Origin of the sequence: Bacillus cereus group sp. N14 (assembly GCF_016483555.1) — a bacterium.
In the GTDB taxonomy this organism is placed as follows: domain Bacteria; phylum Bacillota; class Bacilli; order Bacillales; family Bacillaceae_G; genus Bacillus_A; species Bacillus_A wiedmannii.
Genome location: NZ_JAEHBQ010000022.1, coordinates 61359 through 84754 on the forward strand (window position 1 = coordinate 61359; position 23396 = coordinate 84754).

Sequence of the window (23396 nt, forward strand, 5' to 3'; positions counted from 1 at the left end):
TATGTTGTACTTTTAAATAATTCGGGGAAAAAGAAGAGGCTTTCTCTGGGTCGTTAGACCCTAAAGAAAGCCCCGTTTAAATTAAAGAGATTAACCAACTATTAACTAATTCCAATCAATAAAATCCTATCATTAATTTTCAGGAATATATAAATTATCCACAAATTCAGAGAAACTTTTAGAAATTAGTCGGATGTATTCCTCTCTTAACTCGTTATCTTCTTCAAAGTAATCCATATCACAATGATATACACTACCTCTATCTTCCCCATCAATTGATAAACAAATCAAACTCCCCGCTGGGTCAATTCCAATTGGAAGAAAATTACTTGGTACCACTTGCATCAAATTATAACTTCTTAATTTCTCTTCTAGATTTATTTCATTTTCTATTGATAGAGGAAAAAACATTGAAACAGACGATGTTATTACGCCTTTCTTAGTTGTATCATTAGTTTTAAATCTTCGTTGCTCAGTTTTCCCTCCATTTTCAGACAGCAAAAATTGTTTATAATCATCAGGTAACAATATACCATGTTTATTTTCGAAATCTTCGGTATCTTTAATGCCAATAGGGGTAAAAGTATATTCAAAATCTAAATTCCTCATACAATTAACCTTCTTTCCTGTTCATTTTGTTTTTCTCAATCAGAGTATAATCTCTCAATCAATTCAGAAAAAGAGTCGCATATTAATTTAATTTTATCCTCATTCACTGATTCCTGATCATAGAAAACTACTGACGGAGAATCTTTAGTATCACAGTAATTAAAACAAATCAGTCCCCCAAATGGGTCTCTTGCAAATGGAATAATACCTTCCGGAAGTGAAGTTAATTCATAAACAACTTCTATATTTGCATCTTTGCTTGTAAAGCTTAATAGACAATCAAAGACTGCTCCACCCTCATCATCATTAATATCATAAATATTAGGCTCAGGATAACCACCGTTATTTTTTTTAATGCATTCACGGTAGTCATCTGGAAATCTGACACCAAATGAATTCTCCACAGCAATAATTACTTGCTCATCTATCGCTCCATCCGTAAATAGCCAAGTTACTCGGCTCATTTTATCATCTCCAAAATAATTTTCTTCAGTTTACCTGTTCTACCGTCATCTCCACCACCCCAAATTGCTCTACCACCTGTATGACCCGCAACCTGATGTTCATAGTAATCAACAAGTTGCATTTTACCAGTCTCTTGATGATGATGCCATGTGACTGATTTTGGCTTCTTACCTAATTTGAATAGCTCAATATCTGTTTAGCTGAATTGTTTTGCCAAGTTTGGATCTTTCATTATATCGTCATATAATTTTTGTGAGAGATATTTAAACTGCACTGAGTCAGGCTCTATATAATATGACTCTGATAAAGATGTTTCATATTTTGAATTAAAAATTGGGTAACCATCTTTATCATATTTAACTTTATAAGTTTCCCCATTTTTCTTAGATGTAAATGTATAAGTAGTAATTCCTGTAGAATCATCTACTACTTTTTCTTCAAAATCTCTTGGTTTATTAGGTTTTCTACTATAAGGAGGTAAATCTCTAGCTGCTTTTGTCATAGCTTCTTCATATTCTGCAGTTCTTTCATTAGTCGGTTTAATTTTTTTAGTTTGAGTACCTTCACCCGTACCCTTAACCCCACCACTCTCCAAATTCGAGATCCTACTCTGAATACTCACCTTTGAGGCATCATGGGCTTCTTGGAATTTCCCGCTATAGTCCGTTCCAGATCTAACGACACTTCCATCTGGCAGTATTTCTACACCTTTAACGAATGGGGTTACGGAGTCCACACCTTTTGCTAATGTATTTTCAATTATATAATATTCCCGACTTAATCTATCTAACAATCCTTAAAAATAATCTATATTGATTTTCACTAATTTAGCAATCTCTAATATCTCTAAGAAAAAAGCACTCGCTACCAATCATAGGCTTTCGAGTGCTTAAATGTATATAATTCCCATCATATTTAAATCATTTTTAAGATTTGTTCCTTCACATTTTCGTCAAACTTGGCTCCTTCTAACTTGGCTCCTGTCCAAACTACATTGTCAAGTTTAGCACCGGTAAAATTCGCGTCAGTAAAATCACCATTTAAAAGGGTCGCTCCCGTTAAATCTGCGTCAGTAAAATCTGCATTTCTAGCGTTTACTTCTGATAAATTAGCATCTTCTAAATATGCTTTTTCAAAGTTACCTTCTGTAAGATTCGCGTTGCTGAAATTTGTTCCCGTACAATCAGCCTGTTCCGCATTGATTTTTGTCAAATTTGCATGGCGAAAAGTAGCATGATTTAATATCGTACCAACTAATTCTCCGTATGAAAAATCAACTTCATCAAAACATGTTTCAAAACAACTACTTATATTTATCTTTGCATATTTCATATTCGCTTTAGAAAAATCCGCTTCGCCAAACCTACAATCTGCAATGTCGATTTCCTCTAAATTACAACTTCTAAAGTCAGCCAATTCAAAATCGCAATCATAAAACGCCGCTCTCATTAATGAAGAAGCTCTCAACATAACTCGTTTTGCCATAACGCGCCTTGCCATTACTTCTGAAAGATCTGAAAAAGTAAGGTCTAAATCACTTATATCTAACTGATCTATTACCTCATCATTGTATTGAGATTGATTTAATATTTCCATGACTTTTATTCTATTGTTGCTATTCTCCTTCATTATTACTATCTCCTTTGATTTATCTTTTAAGATAACTCTCCCAAACGACATTTGGAGAATAAGATACCCCCATTCGATCCTCATCAAAACTTGGTATAGCTATTACTTGAGCTGGTTCTAAATATTCCATTACATGTAACCAACTATCTAGTAATATATCACCATCAGCCTCTAATGGGTCCTTTAAAAGATCTATGCAAATACCACCCCAATCCAGTTCCGATATAACTCCTGGACTATTTAACAATAAATCTCTACCAAACATGTCCAAAACATGACTACCAAAATATGTTCTAGCTCCTAGCCCCAAGGGGCCGTTGGGAAGAAACTCGACTGGTATAGGTAGTGAAGATATATTCATCCACATAAGCAAACATTCACGTTCCGTATTCCACGGATAGGGTACTGGCCAACAAATTTGCGCCACTCCATAAAGTGGTTTCACAATTTCTGCGATTTGATCAGATAGTTCAAAAAAATCCGGCCACATTTTTTTGGGTATAGACTTTTGAAACTCAAATTCCAAAAATGAGCCATGGCCCAAGTTAACTTGAAAGCTCCCTCTATAGTTTACAGATTTATCACGATACAAGTGAACTTCAGATACCCTACGCTCCGAAATCACTTTTTCAATAATTTCCTGACGGTTATATTCTACCCGTATTGTTTCACAGTTGCCCCAATGAGTAGGAGCAAATTTCTCATTTGACTCAAACACATCCAGAAGACGCCCCAGTATCTCTTCCTCGTTAAAAGATACTGTAGGGTACATTGAAATTGAAAAATAATTAGGTTTCATTTATATTCTCCTTAATACTAAAAATAAAGTTATATAATTATTTTATATTTTCCTATTTTCTTCCAACAGGTAAATCTGAATCAGCTTCCCATTTATGAGTCACTTTACCGGTATTTAGATCATCCAAATAGTAAATGTCATCTCACCAAAACTCGTACTCTTTTTTCTTTACTATCATTTGGTCCAACCATCATGAAGTACGTACTTTCTAACAACCTATTCTTTTTTTCACTGCAAATATACTTTATTTTTTACTCATCTACATATATGCTTGTTATCTTTAACCATGCACCACAACTTTTGACATTCTCATGTGTAAAGTCACTGTAATTCATTTCGTATATTTGCTTAACCTCTTAAATTATTAATTACAATATACAAAAGTTAATAATTAAGGATTCTTCAATCCATTAATAAAACCCTTAAAGCTATCAGCTATTTTATACGTATTTTCTTCTTCACTAGATTGCGGGAAATAAAAAGAGTGATCCCAATAATACACACCATAGTTTTCAGTATCTGTAATAAGTACAATTAATCCTGAACCCGGATCATCTCCTATTATTAAACTGTTCGGTAACATATCTTCTTCAAACTCTTCATAGCATTCACTTAAATCAAAAGTTTTTTTTACACCTATACCATACAAAACATCTAAAGGGATTTCCTGATTTAATTCTTTAACAAAAAATTTACTATACCTAACTTTCGAAGTCCCTCCGTTATATTCACTTAAAAAATTTTTATAATCTTCCGGAAGTAAAAATCCTAAAAACTCTTCTAATTCTTCAATTGATTCTTCAGTTGCTTTACCAAAAGCATTTAAATTCATCTATTTCACTCCTATTTCATCTTTTAACTTCTTAGCTAATGGCATTCCACCCATATGTCGAAATCTTCTGTGCATCTCTTTACTAACTTCTTGCATTGGTGTTAAATCTTGATGATGGTGCCATGTGTTCTCATCTAATTTTGGTCCATTTGGAGCTAATTCATCAGCCTTAGCAAAATCAATGTCATATCTATTAAATTCACCTATCGGCACTTCTTGTCTTACCAACCCAGCAGATTTAAAGTCGAGAAAACCTCCAGGATAAGAAACTCGATTTGGAGGAATCTCCCAATCAATATAAGTCCATATTCCTTTCTCACTAATTTCGATTTTCCCACCTTTTTTCTGCCATTTTTCAGGATCTCTAGAATATAAGGGTTTAGTAGATAATTGTTCCTCTGTAAACTTCACTATTTCTGGATTTTTACCCGTACCCTATGTTGTAATCTTAAACCCTCACAATAAAAAAACAAACCATATAAAACCTTATTAAACTACTTCTTTCTCTTGTACTATCGGCAATTCATATGCCGTTTTATATTTCAACATGCCATATACAATGTTTACAAGCCTTCTCATAATACATACCAATGCTTGTCCTTTTGTTTTTCCTTCTTTAAGCTTCTTTTGATAGTACGCATGAAACACTGGATTTCGTGGCATCTTACTGCCTTTTGCTACTTGCACTTGCTGTACAGCTAAATTATAAAATAAAGCGTGTAGCGCCCTGTTTCCTTGTTTGCTTTTGTGTGTCTTACCTTTCCCACCAGAACCAAAGTAAACAGGCGCAATCCCCGCGAATCGTGCTAATTTGTTGGCATTTGGAAATCGCCTTACATCCCCAATTTCTACAATTAATGCTGATGCCGTCACAAGTTCTATTCCCGGCATCGTCTCTAATTGATAATCTAGTAGATTTAATAACCGTTTTAATTCTCTTTCGATGTATTTCATTTCCCTCTTTTTAAACTCAATATCCCGTACAATACTTCTTACTAAAAAATCTCGCGTTTCTTGATACTCTTTCATTGTTTGTCCATCTTCTTTTACAAGTTTTAATATGTCGCTTGCTTTCTTTACTGAACATGTATTGTTGCTAACATCTAATAAAAAAGCTGTTAATTGCTTTATATTCGCCTCCTCTAAACAAGAGGATGATGGATATTGCTGCCAAAACGCTAATGCTGTTTTCCCATCTAATTCTGAGAAAAACTTTTTATAACTTGGATAATGATGGTTTAATTGAATATGTAGTTGGTTCTTTAACGCACTTTGTGCTTTTACTAATGCATTCCTTCTTGATACTAGTTGTTGTATCGACCAAAATAAATCGTTCGGCTTTGCATCTGGCAATTGATTAAATTTGTTTACCATTATGCGTGCTACACATTCCGCATCCCAACTATCATTTTTTTGTATCATCACTTGGCTTTTTCGTTCTAAAAATGATAAAGCCGGATTTACTTCTTTCACTATTCGTTCATGATCTACTAAATATTTCGCTAACGCTCTTCCGTAACCACCAACATCCTCTAAACCAAATACAACAGTTATCCCATCACACACATATGTCTCTACTTCTAATAAAAACTTCGAAAATGCAGATGGTTTATTATCAAATTGTATTTCTCCTAATTTCTCTTGCCAACAATTAATCATAACAGCCGTATGATGCTCCTTATGTAAATCTACTCCTACATACAAATAGTTCTGTCTATTATGCATAACTCATCCCTCTATTCAATGATTTAGTCATATAAAAAAATGTCGGCAACCTTAGTTCGAGCGTTCATCTTCCGATGTGCATAGGTACGCAAGCCTATCCATTTTCATAATTTCATAAGTACATATAGTAAAATGAGCGATTTTTTTAAGTACGACTGTTATAAAATTGCTGAATGTTTCCCATTTGTTTGTATTTGCCCGTATGTATATACCCCTCGATAAAAGTTCTCTCGGTCTAACATGCGTTTCACTTGTACTTTCGTAAACAGCTTTCCTTTCTCAGTACGATAACCTTCCCTATTCAGTCGTTCTGCCAATTGAGTTAGCGACCAATCTTTAAAAAAGTGTCTTAATTCAAATAGTCTACGTACAACTACCGCTTTCTCCACATCTACTTCTAACACTTTTTGCCCTTTCTTTACTCTATAACCAAACATCACACCGCCCCCCGCATATCCACCTTGTTCCGCTTTCTTCTTTCTCCCTCTACTTAGTTTTAATGCAATTTCAAGACGTTGGTATTGGTCTAATAGCTCTAACATGCCATTTACTAAAAAGTCATTGGGGTCATGTGTATATATACTGTAATTCGGTTGTTCAATTGCTTTCACATCTACCTTGTATTTCTTTAGCTCTCGTTGTATTAATACTTTTGCCATATCAGAGCGCCATAACCGAGATGTATTTAATACAATAACTTTGCCCACTTGATGATATGCAATATCCGACAATAGCTCTTGTAGACCTTCACGTTCAACTGTTAATCCATCTTCATCTACTTTCGCTCCGCTGATTCCTTTATCTTCGTATATGTGAAGCAGTTGTAGTTCATTCTCGTTACAGTACCGCTGAATTTCTTCTACTTGATATGTTAAACTGTACCCTTCACGTACTTGCCCTTCTGTTGAAACTCGTACATAACCAACAACTTTCTCTTCCATATTGAGTCCTCTCCCGTTACAGCAATTAAAGTCCCTGTAACGTTTACCCGTTTTTTGCGGATAACGTGTGCATAACGTCCATCCGTTAAAACGTACTTTACGATGACTTCAAAAAATAATACAACCCTTTATTTTTTCCTCTACTATCGTCGTACACTGTACATAGCCATTACAATCTATAAAACAACAATAAAAATTTAACACTTAATGCACTTATAAAATTATATTGCTCTGTTAAATTTCTACGCTAAAACGCAAAAAAGCACTTGTTGCCTTTAATTGACAATCAAGTGCTTTAAGTTCATATGTTTTTAAGTATCATTAAATTTTTAAGTTTCATGGTAACAGTATGACACCTTTTATATGTCGTGACAACTACTACGTTAAAACTTACGAGTTTGTACGAGTTCGTTAGTTTCATATACATTCCATGTGTTTATATTTATCGCCCGGTAAAATGTCATCTCGCCTAAGCTCGTACTTTATTTTTTATTCTATCATTGCACATAACACTCTATGATGGTACAACCATCATGGAGTATGTACTTTTAAACAACCTATTCTTTTTCTTTCCACTTCAAAAATAAGTTCTTCCTCGTTCATTTGGCTTATGTGCTTTTTTGTTTTTAATTTCTAATCCCAATTGTCAATTGCTTCTTGAAAGCTATCTTTTAAGTACTCATCAAAAGTTGAGTATCTAATTATTTCTTCCTTACTGATATCATCCCATCTTATAACATAGTAATCACCTTTCGTGTTAATACAATAAACAAATTCATCTACATTTTCAATAACCAAATAATTCTCTGGTAACCCTAATTTTCTATATCTTTCAGTATCATCGACTAATGATGCATACTCCATTCCTTCTACTCCCAATACCTCAACTCCACAAATACCTCCTGAACCAAACCTTTTAACAAACTCTCTATATTGTGGCGGAAAAGTACAACCTAATTTTTTTTCAATCATAACTATGTTTTCGTCTGATATTTCTCCAAAAAAATCTCCTTTTTCAGTATATTGATTTATCATTTCTAAAATTTCCATATCCATTTCTTAATCACCTCAATCTAAATTATTAAAACGCCATTTCCAGTATTTTTTTCTAAAATTATTGTATTGTTTATCTAAAATATCACTATTTCTAAAACTATCACCATCTTTTATTAAACCATGCAAAATCTTTTTATACTCATCATGAGTAGTGGCAAATATTTCTACCATATCGCCTGGTTCTTTTTGAAGTAAATGATGAAGTTCAATCTGTGTCTCTACTCCATTCTTATCAACTACAAAAGGTGGACGTCCTTTTGCTGCTAGTTCCCTATTTGATAAACCCTTTGCCTTTGGATGCATCGGCTTATAATCCCACTGTATGTCAGTTCTCTGATATACACGCCTTGAAACATCCATTTCTTTTCCGCCAACTTTAACACTACCTTCAAGTTCAACAGCCTTATATTTATCTCCCAACCAATCAAGATTAACTTCTCTACCAACTAATTTTGAAGAGTTACTTCCGGTATTAACATCCTTACCCGTACCCTTAACCCCACCACTCTCCAAATTCGAGATCCTACTCTGAATACTCGCCTTTGAGGCATCATGGGCTTCTTGGAATTTCCCGCTATAGTTCGTTCCAGATCTAATGACACTTCCATCTGGCATGATTTCTACACCTTTAGCGAATGGGGTTACGGAGTCCACACCTTTTGCCACTAGACCTTTTATGAAGTAGTCCGCATCATTAATCTTATCTACGGTTTTCCAACCTTGTATTTTTAAATTTTTTAATAGATTATTTTCCTTAAGCGATTGTACCACATTTCCACCCAAATTTGGATTAAAACCAGGCATTCCTTCTTTGAATTTTAATAATTTTGCTAAATCAGCTAATTCACTCGTGCCTTTGAATGCTTTTACTCCTTTTCCTAATAGCCCAACAACTGGGATTGCATCTAATCCGCCAAAAATGATGTTTCCTACCCGCTCTTCTTGGCTCAATTTCCGGTGTGTTCCCCAGTCTTCTCCGTCGATACCACTTTTTATTTGTACAGCACCGTATACAACTGCGGCAGCGGTTCCGAGTGGCGGGCAAAGGATTGTTGTGATGATGATCCCTACGCCTATTCCTATGTCTCGCACCATTTCTAGTTTTTTCTGTTCATCTTCTATCGATTTGTATTCAAATCCTCGTGTGGATGGGACTACTTTCTTATATTCTTCATAATTTAGTTTTGCATCTGGGTTTTGTTTTTTTAGTTCTTTGTACTCCGCTCTCAGTACGTTATCAAATGCAGGTGAATCTCTAAAAATATCTTCTATTGTTATTTTATCTTTTTTTGTTTTTATTGTTTGTGGTACACTTCCGTACCCTGCGTGCGCATCTGGTAATACTGTCGTTGTTGTAGAGCCAATTCGGTTATTTGTTTCGAAGCTAAGAATAGATGTATCTCTCATTTTTTGAGCGAATTTATCCATTTCTACTAAAAAAGGTTTATCTATATGTTCAGAGACCAATCGCCCTGCTTCTCCGCAATACCTTTGTAATGTCGAATAGCTATCAAGTAATTCCCCGATTTTTTGCGATTGATCTTTTGGGTTAAAATGTATACTGCCATCTGAGTCTAAATCTCGTATTCTTCCATCAATTTTTTTCAATAATTCATTTGCGCGCTGTAATTTTATGAGTGCATCTTTTGTAATTCGATTCATACCATCCCCCATGTTTTGCCATGGTTCAGGTCTATATTTCACATCCATTTCGTTTTCATCCCCCAGCCGTATGGTGATTTCTACAACTTACTTAATATTTCACGTAATTGTTCGTCCTTTTCAAGCATTTCTACACATGCGACCCTTACAAGTCTCGCCGACCTAGAATAGTGTTCAGCAAATTCAAGTGTTTTGTGTAATATATCAGGATATTTTTCAATTACTCTCATCGCTTCACCTTTTTGATAAAAATCACTGCTTAATAAACTCTCAATATTCGTTCCAATGACGTCTACATGGATTTTATATATATCTTCTAATTTCATTACTATATCAAGTAGTTCTTGAAAATTAACTAATACTTCTTCTCCACCACCAGAACCACCGTCTCCCATTGATACTTGCATTATTCAATACCTCCTAACGAAAATTGTCTCGGGTCAATTAATTTTTTATACGGCATTTTTAACACGTCATACAATTTCTTATTCACCGCATAGAGGCTCACCCAGTCATATCGATTACGTTCTACATCTATTTGAACGTAATCTTCTCCTTCAGTGAAATATAAGAAACATTCCCATTTTCCTCCTCTATTACTACGAGGCCTCTTATACGTTTCTATCGCTATAACATCTTTATTTGATAAATCTTTTTCCTCAAATGTTTGTTGTTCTGTTTCTGTCATTCTCTTTGAGAAAAATGTATCTTCTATGTCCCTCGGTTCTCTCAATAAGAAGGGGATGCGTGTTAATAAGGAAAAATATACGTCTGGCTTTGGTATGTAGTCGATCTCGTATTTTTTATTTGGCTCAATTTCCGTTAATACAGCCACTCGGTCTTTATCCTCTTTTAAAAATCCAATTAATACATTATTCATTCTCGTGTATTCATGACAATTTTCATATTCTTTTAATAGCTCAATCATTTGAAAAGCTGCAGGGGTAATTCCATTTTCACTTGTAAGTAAGCCTTTTTCTTTTAAACTCGCAGTTGCTTTCGTGACACATTCTTCATCAAGTAAAATAATTGCGTCACGGTTTGGCAATCCAAATATATCGGTAACCCCAGCTGCACCTGCGAGAACATATAATTCAGCAGGTGCAAAGTTCATTTCTTTCCCCATTCTTTTATCCCTCATTTCTCCATCACAATTGTTTTATCGCCCTTACTTCCGATATATCGCCGTACGTTTGAATACTTTTCTCTAACTCTTTCAAAGCTTTCGTATGTCCTTCAAATGCCTCTACCATTTCTGAATTATATTGAATAATTAAATCTAGATAACTTAAAAAGGCATCTCTCGTTTTTCCATTCCAGTTCGCACATGTAACGTATGCTTTTAAGTTTTTCGCTTGATTTAAAGAATCCTTCATACCATTTTCAATATTTTGCGCGTAAGAAATGGCACTTGCTGTGTTACTTCCTATAATTTCAACCTCTTTGCCACTCATGTGGATTCCCTCCATTCTTTCTATACTTAATGGATAAGTTTTTCAATTTCCTTTTTCTTTTCTTCAAAAGCCTTGGTCGCTGCAGCGTATGCTGACGCTTTCTCCGCTTCTGCTTTCGCTTTATATTCCAAATACTTTGCATAAGCTGTACTTTTTGCAGATCCAACATCGCTTAATGCACTTGTAAAATAGGATACTAATGTATTTAATTCTTCATCCTTTTCATGACGTTTTTGTTCAAATTCAACTGCCGGAATTTTATTAGCTTCTAAGCCATTACTTTTACTCTCATAATCTCTCTTCGCTGATTCAGCCTCTTGAATAAATTGCTTCAACTCTCTTTCTTGATCTTTTAAATAATCATGTAAATCATCATATCGATCTCGTTTCCTCGCACTTTCTGTAAAACCAGACGCATTTAAAAAGGCATTGTACAATTCATCTAACATATTTCTCCCCCTTTAGCACAATAACTACGTAGTTAAATTCGTATATTTAAACATGAATATTCATTACATTGAGAATTTATAAATAATTATTTTTGCATATTGCTATTTTATCAAAGGGGTTTTAACATTTCCATATTTTATAAAAAGCTTTCGCATTTTTCTTCAATTAACTATAAAGTAGCTGGCAATGCGAACACTGTATTTACAGATGTACCAAAGGACCACTGGTCAAAAGATGCTATTGATTACTTAGCGGCAGCAGGGATTTATAAGGGATATGGAAATGGGAAATTTGGTTTTGGAGACAACATTACTAGAGGACAGGTAGCTTCTTTAGTCAATCGACATTTAGGTTTAATAGCAGACGATAAACAAGGAAATATGTTTAGTGATATTACAAATCATATGTTTGAAAAAGATATTAAAGCCATTGCGAAAGCTGGAATTATGACAGGTGATGGAACAGGTACATTTCGTCCAGATGATGTATTAACTCGATATGAGATGGCAGTAATATTACAAAGAGCATTTCATTTAGAATTTAAAGGACAAGAGAAATTTAAAGCCGTACCAAAAGGTCAGTGGGCTTATGAAGCTGTAAATACACTGCGTAGTAACCGTATAGCACAAGGTGACGATGCGGGTAATTTTAATGGAAACATGATTGTGAAGCGTGAGCAGTATGCACAATTTTTCTATAATGCAATAGCAAAAAACAGAGATTATAATTTCAACATCAATTCAAAAGAAGAACTGAAACAAATGTTAACAACAGCTTTACAGAATGGGACGTTTGGTCCATTAAATTAGATGCACTAGGTAAAGATATATCTGAGGTGAAAAAAGAATATGGAGCGCCTGATGTTTGGAAGCAAGCACCATGTACAGAATGTGATGCACCTAATACAGCGGTATACGGCGATTATAATATTGACATGTACCCTTCGGACGCTAGATATATATAGGTAAAAATGGATATCACTATCAATGAATTAAATGGTGAACCAGATGGAATCGGAGCGGATATGACTAGTGAAGGCTTTATATATAATCGAGGAAGCTATTCTCTTTATTCCAGCTTCTCTGATGGTTATATTCAACGCGCTGAAATATCTAAAAATGAACATCATTAATACGTTACAGACAATATAAAATATATAAAGCATAAAAAATCCTTCAAGAACGTGCCTTTCCTTGAGGGGTTTTATTTTGTTCCTATCTATTATAATACAAAGCTGTAAAACTACTACTGATTAAAGTTTCACTTTATTTTTCTTAGTGCTCCGCATTCCATTCACTTAAATACGTTGCGTATTCTAGTTCATCTGGATCATCATCTAGCATAGAAATAAACTCTAATTTATTTCCATCACAATCTAGAAAATATACGCTTGCAGCTGGCATCCACCTTTGGACAATCGGCTCTTGGTTTCCTTTTCCCTGACTCCCTACTACCTCTATTCCACGTTTCTCTAACCATAATTTTGAAGCATTTAAAAACTCTAGATCTACACGAAAGGCGAAGTGTTTCGTCTCAAACTCTTCATTCATATGCATTTCCCATAACCCGAGCATTTGCTCTTTACTTTCTCCTACCCAAAAGAATGCAACTCGTCTTTTCGATAGTCTTTTTGCTAATGCTAAACCTAACTTATTTTGATAGAAATCTATCGCCTTTTCTAAATTTCTTACATGTAAATGAGTTTCATATATGCTTTGTATCATTATATATTTCTCCTTCCCCTACATTCTGATTTTTTAAAATATGTTTTGTTTTTATCATACAAATATTTATATTTTTAAGCATCCTACTTTTGTATCATTGTTCTTTCCTTCAAATGTATAGGTATCCAGCTTTAACGAATACCCCAACGCTGGAGTTCAATACAATGAAACTAGTGAGGTTTTATTCCCCCACACTAATCATGCTTTTATGGAAAATTGACTCTCACCTTCTTTCCTCCCATTAGAAGCTTTACTGCCCACAAATAGCAGGGTAAAAATTCTATTTACATTCATAAATTTTTATAATGTAATAAGATTAACATCTTACTAATAAGAGGAGGAACCATTCTGGATAAAACCAAAGTTATGGCTTATTTTAGTGCAACGGGTGATGTATTTCCTGTTGAAGCAATTACCAATGCCCTACGTATCGAGCCTACAAGAACTTATAAAAAAGATGATGTTGTTGCAAGACGTGATAATCCGAATCTTGTATCCACCAAAACCCTATATAGAAAAGAGACGGATTGGACTTTAAGCACTGGCTATCAAGAATCATACGATATAAATAATCAGTTACATGTTATTCTACAATCTCTTGAAGGAAAAACAGAGCAATTAAAACATCTCAAGAAGAAGTATGGTTTACAGTTTCTTTTTATGGTAGTAATTCAAGTGGAGAATAACGAATCACCTGCAATGTATTTACAAAAAGAGATTATTGATTTTGCTAGTTTCATTCAAGCAGAAATTCATTTTGATCTATATATTTCCTAAAAACAAAAACGCTATTGATATTGGCATCAACAGCGTTTTTTCATGTAACTATTTGTTTTATCTTATTTGTACCTGAAAGTAATTTTTTATATAACTTATTACTTCAATTTCCCCTCAAAGACAATCTTTCTACCGCACGGTTCAACTTCTGTTTTTCCGTTTTTCTTCACTTCATGAAAGATTGGTTCTTCCATACGACGAGACGGTGCGTAGCCTTCTTGTTCCATACGTGCTAAGCAGTCTGTAATTGTTTCGTTTTCGAGTACTTCAAATTTCTTTTTATTAGGTTGTTTTGTCATGCCCTAACCTACTTTCTATTTTTCTTGATGCGAATTGATTCTTCATGTAGACCATATATACCATTGCGAGAATTCCCATTATAATCATAACCGCAATAAAAAAGCTTGTATACTGTATTTTTTCTATAAATACGCCTCCTAATACAGGTCCCATAATACTTCCTAAACTAAAGGCGATTCCAGATAATATATTACCTGCTGGTAGTAAGTGCCTCGGTAATAAATCTGTCATAAATCCAAGACCTAATGAGAAGCACGATCCAATGACCATACCCGCTAACAGCATACAGGCAAAGACGATCCAGTAATATTGATCAAATACTGCTGCAAGTAGGAAAATACCTGTACTTACGCTGAACGTCCACGTTAAAATACGATCTCTTCCATATTTATCACTTAATATACCGAGTGGAATTTGTGTAATAATGCCCCCAACTGCAAACGCTGGTAATAAGAAGGATACATCTGAAACAGACCATCCTTTACGAAGCCCGTATACTGGCAAGTTACTATTTAACATTGCTTCCAGTACGCCATATGCAAGTGGTCCTAGTAATGCAATCCAACCTAATCCAACAACTTGTTTATAACGAGAAATTGATGATTCACTCTCCACTTCTCTTTCATCTTGCGCCGGGAATGCATTTTTCGTTGGAAGTAATAATAGCCAACCTATTAAGCAAAGTATAGTAGATATAATAAATGGTGTTGCAAGACCGTACTGCACAGTGCTTGCTAAATACGGGCCAACAGCAAAACCAATTCCGAAGAATACACCGTATATCGATACTTGTCTCCCTATTTTACTCGGGTCTGATGTTGTCGTAATCCATGTTTGTGTTCCGACATGAAGCATATGATCTCCGACTCCAACTAGAAATCTAAGAATAAACCATACCCAAAATGAAAAAGTTTGTGTAAAAAAGAATAATGAAATAATAACGAGAAACCCACCAATAACGATAATTGGCTTCATTCCAAACTTTTGCATCGGTTTTTCAAGAAACGGTGAAATAACTAATATCCCAATGTATAATGCCGTCGCATGAATACCGTTAATACTTGAACTAACCCCTTCTTGTTCAAAAATCATTGCAATGGCAGGTAAAAGCATCCCTTGTGATAAACCCGAGATTGCTACAATTCCAACCATAATCCAAAAAGTAAAACGCATCGACATCCTTTTCCCTCTCCTTCTCACGCTTTCCACTTTTCATTATAAACTGTTTCTCCAAATGCGTGTACGAATATTATGAATAAAAAAGAAGCTAAAAGAATGAACCTTTTAGCTTCTTATCCTTCCCATACTTGAGCTTTCACATTGTTATGGAATTGCTTGAAATACGGATGTTTATAAAAAGCAGTTTCATACACGTATTGCTGTGCATGAGCAATTGGTGGCTGCGGGTATTGCATTTGTAAAGGAACTACAGCTGGTGAAACTTGCATATACATCGGAGCTATCATTATTTTTGTATATAAGTGATGATTATATGGCGAATGCGCAATTAAGAACGGATGATGCATGGATAATCTCCCCTTTTACCTACAATGTTATAGTATATGCAATACCTCTCATTTCGGGGATTATTTCTATTCTAACCAGTCCTCTACATGTTTTATAAATACATCTAAGCAGTCTATAAACGGTGAGTGTCCGCAATCTTCTAATATCTTCAACTCTGCATTCAGTAAATGTTTTGCTAATTCCTCACCGACTACTTGCGGTACGACGTAATCTCTGTCACCTTGTATGACGAGTGTTGGAGCTTTAATATGATGAATTTGCTTATTTCCCTCTACAACCCCGTTATATTCATCCGAAATATTAAATGTAATGAGCGCATAATTTACATCCACGAAATTACGTTGCGTTAACATATCATCTAAATACTTTTCATAACGATCCGGTTCCGGTTGATTATGTGTATATATTAATAGATTCCATACTGTTCGGTAATATAATTTATTCATATTTTTTATCGCGTCTAGCACCGGTGCAATTTGTACGGGATCTTGCGCGATTTCTTCCTTCGTCTTTACTAAACTTGATACGATTGGCTGCCCGTTTATATCTTTTTTAAAAATTGGATATCCCTTCATGCCCACTGATTCTACTAAAATTAACTTTTCGACAAACGTTGGATGATTTGCTGTAAATTGCATCGCAACACCCCCGCCCATTGACCAGCCCATTAATGAAAATTTTTCTAGTTTTAATTGATCGATAAATAGTTTTACATCTATTGCAAAGTCTTGTAATGAATCTATCGATTGATTATATGTTGATTGGCCAAATCCTCTTAAATCAAGAGCGTAAATATGGTATCGGTCTTGCAGCTTTTCAATTACTAAATCCCAATGTTGTGACGACGTCATGTTCCCGTGAATGAGTACAAGAATTTCTGTATTTTGCCTTCCAACTTCCTGATACGCAATCGTTTCTCCGTTCGATAGTGAAACAAACTCCATTGTTGCAGGCTTAATCATCACAAGTTCCCCCATTCTTTTTAATAGAAAGAAAATTCTTTACTTACTTAAAGAATAGCATACAGAATATACGTTCGCAACATAAAACCTATACGAAATTTTTACATAAATCAACATGTCTATTACTAGACAATTATAATGAAAAAGTATATAGTTAGCTAGGTAACTAATTTGAAAGGATCAAAATACATGGACGAAAAACAACATTTTTTTCACATTGTCAGCCAGACTTCTCGCAAGTTTACGAAGAAATTTAATGAACGCGTATCTCCCACTGGGTTATTTAGTGCGCAATGGGCTGTTATTTTCCGCATCAATCAAACTGGTTCTTGTACACAAACAGAGTTATGCCAGTATTTAAATGTTGAATCACCAACGATGACTCGTACGTTAACACGTATGGAAACGATGGGATGGATTATTCGTACAGAAGGAAAAGATCGCCGTGAGAAGCTTATTTCTTTATCGGAAACAGCGATAAAAATGATTCCGGTATGGCAAGAAGAAGTTGATACTTTCGAAGAAAAAACACTAGAAAGTATTAACGAAGATGATTTACATCAAGCATTTGAAGTGTTACAAAAAATCATTAAAAATTTAGATTAAATTGGAGGGATGACGATGCAAAGTGAGAAACTTTGGACGAAGGATTTCCTCGGAACTTGTTTTAGTAGTCTATTTCTCTTCTTAACATTTTACATGCTTATGACTACTCTGCCTGTCTATGTAATAGACGGCCTAAAAGGAAAACCTGAGGAAATTGGTTTAGTTGCAACTGTTTTTCTTATTTCATCTGTTTTATGTAGACCATTTACAGGTAAATGGCTCGATGATTTAGGAAGAAAGAAAATATTATTTATTTCACTTTCATTATTTTTAGCTGCTACTGTTATGTATTTCGGTGCGCAAAGTTTATTTTTATTACTTGCCCTTCGCTTCTTACATGGTATTGGGTTCGGTATGGCAACGACAGCAACTGGTACGATTGTCACAGATGTTGCGCCTGCTCATAGACGAGGCGAAGCACTTGCCTATTTCGGCGTATTCATGAGTCTGCCGATGGTAATTGGTCCTTTTTTAGGTTTAACAATTATTTCTCATTTTTCATTTACTGTACTATTTATCGTTTGTTCCGTATTTTCATTGCTTGCATTTTTATTAGGACTACTTGTAAATATTCCGCATGAAGCACCAGTGAACAAACAAAAACGAGAAAAAATGAAATGGAAGGACTTAATTGAACCATCCTCTATTCCGATTGCTCTAACAGGATTTGTTTTAGCCTTTTCTTATAGTGGCATTTTATCCTTTATTCCTATTTATGCGAAAGAGATCGGTTTAGGAGAAGTTGCTAGTTACTTCTTTATTGTATACGCACTCGTTGTTGTAATTTCTCGTCCATTTACAGGAAAGATTTTTGATCGCTTCGGTGAAAATGTACTTGTTTACCCTGCTATCATTATTTTCACAATTGGGATGTTTATTTTAAGCCAAGCACAAACTTCATTTTGGTTCCTTGGCGCAGGTATGCTAATCGGTTTAGGCTACGGGACATTAATTCCTAGCTTCCAAACGATTGCAATTTCTGCCGCTCCAAACCACCGACGTGGTTCTGCGACAGCTACTTACTTCTCATTCTTTGATAGTGGTATTGGCTTTGGTTCTTTCATTTTAGGTATCGTCGCAGCGAAATCCAGTTACCATAATATGTATTTTATCGCAGCTATTATCGTTGCCTTCACTTTACTTCTATATTATGGATTACACGGACGAAAACAAAAATTCAAGAAACAGCATACAGATGAAAAAGTTTCCGCTTAACATGAATAAGGAAAGTAAACTTCCCCGTTTACTTTCCTTATTTTGTATTTCTTTTAATAGAAGCGTATACTTATAATAGAAATAAAAAAGGAGGGACCGATATGAAACTTAAAAAATCTCCCCTACTCTTACTCATAATCACATTCATATTTGTAATTACAGGGCTCGGTTTTACATACTTCAAACATAATAAAACAATCCCATCGAAAAATAACGTGACGAAGAAAAATTGGTTAGATGATCCTTACTTACGTTGGTCGTACACACATATGAAAGAATTCACTTTAATTAACGAGGTAAATAATAACCCGGATCACGTTTCCCACTTCTCTACCACATCGCAAAACTTAGACGATTTTGCTGTGGAGCGTAGATTTGGAAATACAACTCCTCTAAAAAAACTTTTAGACGATAACAAAACGGATGCTTTTGTCGTTGTACATAATGGACAACTTGTTTATGAACGATATTTCAATGGATATAACGAGAGTGAACCTCATGGCATGGCGTCATTAGCAAAGGTCTTTACCGGAGCAATTATACAATCTCTCGCTGAAGAAAACCGTATTGACTTAGAAAAAACAGCTGACGCATATATAAAAGAATTAAAAAATACACCGTTCGGTAATGCCACACTTCAGCAATTAATGGATATGCAAGTTTCTGTAGAATACCCTACTCATGGATATGAACATCCAGCGTTAGAAAATCAAGATGCACAACTATATTTAGCTAGCAATATTTTACCACGCGGTAAAAACTACGACGGTCCGATGAAAATTTATGATATGTTACGAGAAGCAGAAGAAACTGCACCGCCTGGTTCCGATTTTTCTTACGATAACGGATCAGCGGAAACACTCGCTTGGGTGATTCGAACGATCACTGGTAAATCATTAGCTGAAAATGTTAGCGAACAAATATGGTCTCAAATTGGTATGGAAGAAAACGCGTATTATGTTACAGATGAAACGAAAATAGAGCAAGCAAGCGCTGGCTTAAATGCAACTGCTAGAGATATGGCTAGATTCGGGCAATTACTATTAAACAACGGGGAATATAACGGAAAACAAATTCTCCCTTCTTCTATTACTGAAGATATAAAAAATGTCCAAGAAGGTGAACTTGCAGTTGGCCCTGGGGCTTCCATTTCTTATCATAATCAATGGTGGATTCCGCACAATGAACAAAGTGCTTTTGAAGTGTTAGGTAGTTACGGACAAACACTTTACATCGATCCGAAAGCAAATATGGTCATTGTCCACTTCTCTTCTAACGCTACGCCAAGTAATGAAATACATTCAGTCTACTCAAATATGTATATTGATATTGCACATCATTTAGAGAAGCTTCCACAGTAGTGGAAGCTTTTTCTTATTAGGGTGTTTTATTTGAAGCCACTATCCTCATCAAAGTTATTCATCATTAAACTTTTTATTAGCAATCCAATAATTTGTTACGAAGAGTGTCAATAAAATCCAAATAATCGTTAGTAGTACATTGATCATTGCGGTTGCATTCACTTCCCCTGTGACCAACGTTTCCATTGCATGTTTACTCATACTGGCTGGATTAACCTGATCTACTATTGGAATCAAACCGACGATTATTCTACAAGCTAAAAGAAAAGCAATTGAAATTAGCGCAATAATACCTTGACTGTGAAAAATAGCACTTATCATAGTTGTGAAAGATACGATAAAAAGAACCCAAATTAAATAAAATAGTAATCCAGTAATCATGTACGAAAACGGAACAACAGTAAAAAGATAGTTTGTATATAGATAAGAGGTAAAGTATCCAATCATTACACTAAGCGCTACTATTACATAATTTGATACTATTTTCCCCGCTATATATGAAGTAACCGTAACAGGTCTTGTTAAAATAAAAGCTAACATACCGTTAGCTTTATCTGTTTGAATGGCACCCATCATAGAGATTACTAGAATCATAAGTCCGAGCTGATCAAACTGAGACCCCAAAGTACCCGCTAGTACTTCGCCTCCTTTTTGTGATGTCATACTCGGATCGATGGTAATCCCCTGCCCTCCACCTAATGCTCCTAAAATGGATGGTAAGTAATGCGTTACTATTGGCTGTGTTGCCCCTAAAAATATAAAAACAATTGGTAGCCAAATGATCTTAAAATCACGTAACATTTGAACACATTCTTTTTTTATCAATATCATTGAGTTATTCATTTTTGCACCACCAATTTCAAGAAAATTTCTTCTAAAGTATCGTTGCTCATTTCAAATTTAACAATGTCCACTTTATGTTCGAGTGCATTTTGCAGTAACATAATTTTATTTATTTCGATACTCTCAACCTTCACTTTGACTTTAAGCCCTATCACTTCTACATCCTTCACATACGGTAAATTTTTTACAACGTCAATCCACTCTCGATCTTTAGCTGTAATTTCAATGATTAATTTATTTTCATTATTGCGGTGTAAAAGCTCAGTAATTGTTGTATCTTCTATCTTTGTTCCATCTTTAATCATGACAAATCGTTCACAAATTTCTTCTGCATCACTTAATATATGGGTTGATAATAAAATGGTCGTATCTTTTTTTATTTCTTCAATCAGATTTAATACTTCCCTTCTACCTATTGGATCTAATGCAGATACTGGTTCATCCATGACAATAAGCGAAGGCTTATGTAATAATGCTTGTGCAATACCAAGTCTTTGTTTCATTCCCCCAGAAAAGGTACTCACCTTTGAACCTTCTTCTCCACTTAATCCAACTTTCTCCAAAATTTTTGGTATCGACTTTGACAATGCTTCTTTTTTCATCCCTGAAAGTTGCCCCATAAACATAAGGGTTTCTCGCGCTGTCATCCAATGAAAAAAATTAGGGTATTGCGGTAAGTAGCCAATTTCCCTTTTCATTTTTGATATTTTTATCCCATTCAATAACACTTCACCAACATCTGGATTAATAATATCTGAAATCACTTTTATTAATGTAGATTTCCCTGCTCCATTTGGTCCAATTAACCCTACACATTCCCCTGATTGCAGTTCCATCGAGAAAGTATTGACAGCAATTTTTCCTTTAAATGATTTTGTTACATTTCTAATCTCTAATTTCATAATTTCTCACCGTCCTTTCTCCCTATAACAAAGTACAGAATAGGTCCCAATACGTTAACAAAGATAATAATTAGCGTCCATATAAGCACATTTTTTCTTGTATTTCTATGTCGGTATAAATCAATTAACGCAATGGAAACTAAAAGTGCTCCGACTGCAATAACTGGTAATATAATGGGTAGAAAAGCCATAATATCAATGTCTTTAAGATCATTCAATCCATAATGTATTTTCATTGTCATCACTCCTTTCAAATCTCATTATCATTATTGATAATGATAAAATAAAAACGGATGGATTGCAATCATTATTCTCATTATTTATAATGAGAATAAAAAAACAATACATAAGGTGATATAATGAGTAATAAAGTTGAAATTTTAATGCATCCTGTAAGAATGAAAATTTGCCAAGTGTTAATGAGAAATAAGGAAGATGGGCTAACACCATTAGAAATGGTAAAAATCATTAAAAATGTACCACAAGCAACACTATATAGACAGTTACAAACTATGGTTGATTCTGGTATCGTCCATGTAATTAAAGAAAAAAAGGTAAAATCTGTTTCTGAAAAATATTACGCAATCAATGAAGAAGATGCAAAAATTGAAGGAAGTGAGTGGAAAGGATTATCTGATGATGACAAGTTAAACTACATTTCTTATTACCAGTTATCACTTATGACACAATATCAAAGTTACCTTAAGAAATTAGAGGAACAAAACAGTCAAGAAGATAAGGCTACTTTTTCTGTAGTAGAATTAAAGCTAGATGAGGAACACTTTGGAAAATTTCAAAACGAACTTAACGAATTAATGATTAAATACTACAATAGCCAAAGTAAAGACAACGAAATAGAGGCTCCTGTTCGGACTGTCGCTATTACAATTATTCCAGAAACGTAAACTAACTCAATATAAATAATACAAGCCGATGTTTCCTATGTTAAGGAAACATCGGCTATCTTCATTTCAAAAATTGTTTAGCTTCTGTTTTAACTTCTGCTATATGGCTAGCGGAAAAACTGATCTAGAATTCGAATGTGCTTAAAGATCCTTTCTTTTTTATATTAAATGAACTCTTTTCTTTCTTTTCTCATGTTACTCTCATACCATCCACACTCTCTCCAAATACTTTTTAAAAAGAAGCATGGGTAAACCAATAAATATAAATTAGGAATCCACCAAGAAATATCGAAATCTAAACGGATTGTCCAAAATGCTAGAGCTTGTAATCCTGAACAAAAAGTCAAAATTAATGATAAGAATGCAAAGTGGCTCCAAATATGTTTTTGTTTAGAATGTAAATACATGAGCATACCCCTGTTGTTCCCTCTTATTAAAGGCGGAACTATTATGGGATTTGGTGGTAGTTGCGGTTTTTCTGAAGGATTTGCTTTATTAGTTATATTGTTTATTTTATTAATCATCATTGGAGCTGCTTGCTTCTGCTAAAAACTATAGAAAAAGACACCCTTATATGATATGATCCCCTTATAGTAGACAGTAAAAAGAAAGCACATTAATCTGTTTACTATGGAGGGGATTTTTCTATGGG

The 23396-nt window shown here is 34.5% G+C and carries 28 protein-coding genes and 4 pseudogenes; 7 read left to right on the top strand and 25 right to left on the bottom strand.

Annotated elements, in window-relative coordinates:
* Positions 1-132: 132 nt before the first annotated feature.
* From JDS82_RS23975 to JDS82_RS24045, 16 genes and pseudogenes are all read right to left on the bottom strand, one after another.
* Complete coding sequence (locus JDS82_RS23975) at positions 133-609, bottom strand: SMI1/KNR4 family protein (RefSeq protein WP_088113450.1); 477 nt, start codon at positions 607-609, stop codon at positions 133-135.
* Positions 610-644: 35 nt separating this feature from the next.
* Positions 645-1073: an SMI1/KNR4 family protein gene (locus JDS82_RS23980; RefSeq protein ID WP_000092333.1), complete on the bottom strand. Its 429-nt coding sequence runs from the start codon at positions 1071-1073 to the stop codon at positions 645-647.
* Positions 1070-1576 (bottom strand): annotated as a pseudogene (locus JDS82_RS30440) (HNH endonuclease). The gene JDS82_RS23980 and the pseudogene JDS82_RS30440 overlap by 4 nt, the downstream one beginning before the upstream one ends.
* A gap of 120 nt (positions 1577-1696) precedes the next feature.
* Positions 1697-1810: pseudogene (locus tag JDS82_RS30445) on the bottom strand (hypothetical protein); the annotation flags it as partial.
* A gap of 179 nt (positions 1811-1989) precedes the next feature.
* Positions 1990-2703: a pentapeptide repeat-containing protein gene (locus JDS82_RS23990; RefSeq protein ID WP_199714072.1), complete on the bottom strand. Its 714-nt coding sequence runs from the start codon at positions 2701-2703 to the stop codon at positions 1990-1992.
* 19 nt (positions 2704-2722) lie between these two features.
* Positions 2723-3502: a hypothetical protein gene (locus tag JDS82_RS23995; RefSeq protein ID WP_064473435.1), complete on the bottom strand. Its 780-nt coding sequence runs from the start codon at positions 3500-3502 to the stop codon at positions 2723-2725.
* Positions 3503-3893: 391 nt separating this feature from the next.
* Positions 3894-4334 carry an SMI1/KNR4 family protein gene (locus JDS82_RS24000; protein ID WP_199714073.1) on the bottom strand — a complete coding sequence of 147 codons (441 nt, stop codon included), beginning with the start codon at positions 4332-4334 and terminating at the stop codon, positions 3894-3896.
* Positions 4335-4745, bottom strand: coding sequence for an HNH endonuclease (locus JDS82_RS30255; RefSeq protein WP_199714074.1), 411 nt, complete (start codon positions 4743-4745; stop codon positions 4335-4337). It abuts the gene before it with no gap.
* 78 nt (positions 4746-4823) lie between these two features.
* The gene (locus JDS82_RS24010) at positions 4824-6059 is read right to left on the bottom strand and encodes an IS110 family RNA-guided transposase (protein ID WP_088091663.1); all 1236 of its coding nucleotides are present in this window, start codon (positions 6057-6059) and stop codon (positions 4824-4826) included.
* A 158-nt stretch (positions 6060-6217) separates the two neighbouring features.
* The gene (locus JDS82_RS24015) at positions 6218-7000 is read right to left on the bottom strand and encodes a recombinase family protein (protein WP_088091664.1); all 783 of its coding nucleotides are present in this window, start codon (positions 6998-7000) and stop codon (positions 6218-6220) included.
* A 633-nt stretch (positions 7001-7633) separates the two neighbouring features.
* Positions 7634-8056 (bottom strand): SMI1/KNR4 family protein, encoded by a 423-nt coding sequence (locus tag JDS82_RS24020; RefSeq protein ID WP_088091665.1) that lies wholly within the window; start codon positions 8054-8056, stop codon positions 7634-7636.
* A gap of 12 nt (positions 8057-8068) precedes the next feature.
* The gene (locus JDS82_RS24025) at positions 8069-9766 is read right to left on the bottom strand and encodes an HNH/ENDO VII family nuclease (protein ID WP_088091666.1); all 1698 of its coding nucleotides are present in this window, start codon (positions 9764-9766) and stop codon (positions 8069-8071) included.
* A 32-nt stretch (positions 9767-9798) separates the two neighbouring features.
* Complete coding sequence (locus tag JDS82_RS24030; protein ID WP_001198193.1) at positions 9799-10125, bottom strand: hypothetical protein; 327 nt, start codon at positions 10123-10125, stop codon at positions 9799-9801.
* Positions 10125-10844 carry a DUF5081 family protein gene (locus JDS82_RS24035; protein ID WP_088091667.1) on the bottom strand — a complete coding sequence of 240 codons (720 nt, stop codon included), beginning with the start codon at positions 10842-10844 and terminating at the stop codon, positions 10125-10127. The genes JDS82_RS24030 and JDS82_RS24035 overlap by 1 nt, the downstream gene beginning before the upstream one ends.
* A gap of 22 nt (positions 10845-10866) precedes the next feature.
* Entirely contained in the window at positions 10867-11172 is a 306-nt protein-coding gene (locus tag JDS82_RS24040) for a WXG100 family type VII secretion target (RefSeq protein WP_016087084.1), read from the bottom strand.
* A gap of 26 nt (positions 11173-11198) precedes the next feature.
* Positions 11199-11621: a hypothetical protein gene (locus JDS82_RS24045; RefSeq protein WP_048566009.1), complete on the bottom strand. Its 423-nt coding sequence runs from the start codon at positions 11619-11621 to the stop codon at positions 11199-11201.
* Positions 11622-11747: 126 nt separating this feature from the next.
* Here JDS82_RS24045 and JDS82_RS24055 point away from each other — a divergent pair.
* A pseudogene (locus tag JDS82_RS24055) lies at positions 11748-12754 on the top strand (S-layer homology domain-containing protein).
* Positions 12755-12896: 142 nt separating this feature from the next.
* Here JDS82_RS24055 and JDS82_RS24060 read toward each other — a convergent pair.
* Positions 12897-13346 (bottom strand): VOC family protein, encoded by a 450-nt coding sequence (locus JDS82_RS24060; RefSeq protein WP_048566008.1) that lies wholly within the window; start codon positions 13344-13346, stop codon positions 12897-12899.
* Between the two features lie 366 nt (positions 13347-13712).
* On the opposite strand from JDS82_RS24060, the gene JDS82_RS24065 reads away from it, so the two are divergent.
* The gene (locus JDS82_RS24065) at positions 13713-14123 is read left to right on the top strand and encodes a DUF4279 domain-containing protein (RefSeq protein ID WP_048566007.1); all 411 of its coding nucleotides are present in this window, start codon (positions 13713-13715) and stop codon (positions 14121-14123) included.
* 98 nt (positions 14124-14221) lie between these two features.
* Here the strand turns inward: JDS82_RS24065 and JDS82_RS24070 are convergent, their stop codons facing one another.
* From JDS82_RS24070 to phaZ, 4 genes are all read right to left on the bottom strand, one after another.
* Positions 14222-14422 carry an NETI motif-containing protein gene (locus JDS82_RS24070; protein ID WP_000166305.1) on the bottom strand — a complete coding sequence of 67 codons (201 nt, stop codon included), beginning with the start codon at positions 14420-14422 and terminating at the stop codon, positions 14222-14224.
* A complete protein-coding gene (locus tag JDS82_RS24075) occupies positions 14406-15602 on the bottom strand; it encodes an MFS transporter (protein ID WP_048566006.1) in 1197 nt (398 codons plus the stop codon). Before JDS82_RS24075 ends, JDS82_RS24070 begins: the two co-directional genes overlap by 17 nt.
* A 113-nt stretch (positions 15603-15715) precedes the next feature.
* The gene (locus tag JDS82_RS24080) at positions 15716-15949 is read right to left on the bottom strand and encodes a hypothetical protein (protein ID WP_000546484.1); all 234 of its coding nucleotides are present in this window, start codon (positions 15947-15949) and stop codon (positions 15716-15718) included.
* A gap of 66 nt (positions 15950-16015) precedes the next feature.
* Positions 16016-16927, bottom strand: coding sequence for an intracellular short-chain-length polyhydroxyalkanoate depolymerase (phaZ, locus tag JDS82_RS24085; protein ID WP_116891144.1), 912 nt, complete (start codon positions 16925-16927; stop codon positions 16016-16018).
* A 174-nt stretch (positions 16928-17101) separates the two neighbouring features.
* Between phaZ and JDS82_RS24090 the strand changes: the two genes are divergently transcribed.
* The 3 genes from JDS82_RS24090 (at position 17102) to JDS82_RS24100 (ending at position 20094) form a co-directional block, all read left to right on the top strand.
* Positions 17102-17518, top strand: coding sequence for a MarR family winged helix-turn-helix transcriptional regulator (locus JDS82_RS24090; protein ID WP_048566004.1), 417 nt, complete (start codon positions 17102-17104; stop codon positions 17516-17518).
* Positions 17519-17533: 15 nt separating this feature from the next.
* The gene (locus JDS82_RS24095; protein ID WP_048566003.1) at positions 17534-18733 is read left to right on the top strand and encodes an MFS transporter; all 1200 of its coding nucleotides are present in this window, start codon (positions 17534-17536) and stop codon (positions 18731-18733) included.
* Between the two features lie 101 nt (positions 18734-18834).
* Positions 18835-20094 (top strand): serine hydrolase domain-containing protein, encoded by a 1260-nt coding sequence (locus JDS82_RS24100; RefSeq protein WP_000768708.1) that lies wholly within the window; start codon positions 18835-18837, stop codon positions 20092-20094.
* A gap of 54 nt (positions 20095-20148) precedes the next feature.
* Here the strand turns inward: JDS82_RS24100 and JDS82_RS24105 are convergent, their stop codons facing one another.
* From JDS82_RS24105 to JDS82_RS24115, 3 genes are read right to left on the bottom strand one after another with little or no spacing between them, the layout of a single operon-like run.
* Positions 20149-20937 (bottom strand): ABC transporter permease, encoded by a 789-nt coding sequence (locus JDS82_RS24105; protein ID WP_199714075.1) that lies wholly within the window; start codon positions 20935-20937, stop codon positions 20149-20151.
* Positions 20934-21839: an ABC transporter ATP-binding protein gene (locus JDS82_RS24110; protein WP_000764129.1), complete on the bottom strand. Its 906-nt coding sequence runs from the start codon at positions 21837-21839 to the stop codon at positions 20934-20936. The genes JDS82_RS24105 and JDS82_RS24110 overlap by 4 nt, the downstream gene beginning before the upstream one ends.
* Positions 21836-22075: a PLD nuclease N-terminal domain-containing protein gene (locus JDS82_RS24115; protein ID WP_048566000.1), complete on the bottom strand. Its 240-nt coding sequence runs from the start codon at positions 22073-22075 to the stop codon at positions 21836-21838. Before JDS82_RS24115 ends, JDS82_RS24110 begins: the two co-directional genes overlap by 4 nt.
* Positions 22076-22198: 123 nt before the next feature.
* Here JDS82_RS24115 and JDS82_RS24120 point away from each other — a divergent pair, with 123 nt between their 5' ends.
* Positions 22199-22744, top strand: coding sequence for a transcriptional regulator (locus JDS82_RS24120; RefSeq protein WP_199714076.1), 546 nt, complete (start codon positions 22199-22201; stop codon positions 22742-22744).
* Between the two features lie 164 nt (positions 22745-22908).
* Here the strand turns inward: JDS82_RS24120 and JDS82_RS24125 are convergent.
* A pseudogene (locus JDS82_RS24125) lies at positions 22909-23151 on the bottom strand (DUF5360 family protein); the annotation flags it as partial.
* A 43-nt stretch (positions 23152-23194) separates the two neighbouring features.
* On the opposite strand from JDS82_RS24125, the gene JDS82_RS24130 reads away from it, so the two are divergent.
* Positions 23195-23293 carry a YjcZ family sporulation protein gene (locus tag JDS82_RS24130; RefSeq protein WP_048559989.1) on the top strand — a complete coding sequence of 33 codons (99 nt, stop codon included), beginning with the start codon at positions 23195-23197 and terminating at the stop codon, positions 23291-23293.
* Positions 23294-23396: the final 103 nt, after the last annotated feature.

Excerpts from the sequence above, each read along its gene's own strand:
- JDS82_RS23975 (WP_088113450.1), bottom strand. The coding sequence starts at position 609 with ATGAGGAATTTAGATTTTGAATATACTTTTACCCCTATTGGCATTAAA.
- JDS82_RS23980 (WP_000092333.1), bottom strand. The coding sequence starts at position 1,073 with ATGAGCCGAGTAACTTGGCTATTTACGGATGGAGCGATAGATGAGCAA.
- JDS82_RS23990 (WP_199714072.1), bottom strand. The coding sequence starts at position 2,703 with ATGAAGGAGAATAGCAACAATAGAATAAAAGTCATGGAAATATTAAAT.
- JDS82_RS23995 (WP_064473435.1), bottom strand. The coding sequence starts at position 3,502 with ATGAAACCTAATTATTTTTCAATTTCAATGTACCCTACAGTATCTTTT.
- JDS82_RS24000 (WP_199714073.1), bottom strand. The coding sequence starts at position 4,334 with ATGAATTTAAATGCTTTTGGTAAAGCAACTGAAGAATCAATTGAAGAA.
- JDS82_RS24010 (WP_088091663.1), bottom strand. The coding sequence starts at position 6,059 with ATGCATAATAGACAGAACTATTTGTATGTAGGAGTAGATTTACATAAG.
- JDS82_RS24015 (WP_088091664.1), bottom strand. The coding sequence starts at position 7,000 with ATGGAAGAGAAAGTTGTTGGTTATGTACGAGTTTCAACAGAAGGGCAA.
- JDS82_RS24020 (WP_088091665.1), bottom strand. The coding sequence starts at position 8,056 with ATGGATATGGAAATTTTAGAAATGATAAATCAATATACTGAAAAAGGA.
- JDS82_RS24025 (WP_088091666.1), bottom strand. The coding sequence starts at position 9,766 with ATGGATGTGAAATATAGACCTGAACCATGGCAAAACATGGGGGATGGT.
- JDS82_RS24030 (WP_001198193.1), bottom strand. The coding sequence starts at position 10,125 with ATGCAAGTATCAATGGGAGACGGTGGTTCTGGTGGTGGAGAAGAAGTA.
- JDS82_RS24035 (WP_088091667.1), bottom strand. The coding sequence starts at position 10,844 with ATGGGGAAAGAAATGAACTTTGCACCTGCTGAATTATATGTTCTCGCA.
- JDS82_RS24040 (WP_016087084.1), bottom strand. The coding sequence starts at position 11,172 with ATGAGTGGCAAAGAGGTTGAAATTATAGGAAGTAACACAGCAAGTGCC.
- JDS82_RS24045 (WP_048566009.1), bottom strand. The coding sequence starts at position 11,621 with ATGTTAGATGAATTGTACAATGCCTTTTTAAATGCGTCTGGTTTTACA.
- JDS82_RS24060 (WP_048566008.1), bottom strand. The coding sequence starts at position 13,346 with ATGATACAAAGCATATATGAAACTCATTTACATGTAAGAAATTTAGAA.
- JDS82_RS24065 (WP_048566007.1), top strand. The coding sequence starts at position 13,713 with ATGGCTTATTTTAGTGCAACGGGTGATGTATTTCCTGTTGAAGCAATT.
- JDS82_RS24070 (WP_000166305.1), bottom strand. The coding sequence starts at position 14,422 with ATGACAAAACAACCTAATAAAAAGAAATTTGAAGTACTCGAAAACGAA.
- JDS82_RS24075 (WP_048566006.1), bottom strand. The coding sequence starts at position 15,602 with ATGTCGATGCGTTTTACTTTTTGGATTATGGTTGGAATTGTAGCAATC.
- JDS82_RS24080 (WP_000546484.1), bottom strand. The coding sequence starts at position 15,949 with ATGCATCATCCGTTCTTAATTGCGCATTCGCCATATAATCATCACTTA.
- phaZ (WP_116891144.1), bottom strand. The coding sequence starts at position 16,927 with ATGGGGGAACTTGTGATGATTAAGCCTGCAACAATGGAGTTTGTTTCA.
- JDS82_RS24090 (WP_048566004.1), top strand. The coding sequence starts at position 17,102 with ATGGACGAAAAACAACATTTTTTTCACATTGTCAGCCAGACTTCTCGC.
- JDS82_RS24095 (WP_048566003.1), top strand. The coding sequence starts at position 17,534 with ATGCAAAGTGAGAAACTTTGGACGAAGGATTTCCTCGGAACTTGTTTT.
- JDS82_RS24100 (WP_000768708.1), top strand. The coding sequence starts at position 18,835 with ATGAAACTTAAAAAATCTCCCCTACTCTTACTCATAATCACATTCATA.
- JDS82_RS24105 (WP_199714075.1), bottom strand. The coding sequence starts at position 20,937 with ATGAATAACTCAATGATATTGATAAAAAAAGAATGTGTTCAAATGTTA.
- JDS82_RS24110 (WP_000764129.1), bottom strand. The coding sequence starts at position 21,839 with ATGAAATTAGAGATTAGAAATGTAACAAAATCATTTAAAGGAAAAATT.
- JDS82_RS24115 (WP_048566000.1), bottom strand. The coding sequence starts at position 22,075 with ATGAAAATACATTATGGATTGAATGATCTTAAAGACATTGATATTATG.
- JDS82_RS24120 (WP_199714076.1), top strand. The coding sequence starts at position 22,199 with ATGAGTAATAAAGTTGAAATTTTAATGCATCCTGTAAGAATGAAAATT.
- JDS82_RS24130 (WP_048559989.1), top strand. The coding sequence starts at position 23,195 with ATGGGATTTGGTGGTAGTTGCGGTTTTTCTGAAGGATTTGCTTTATTA.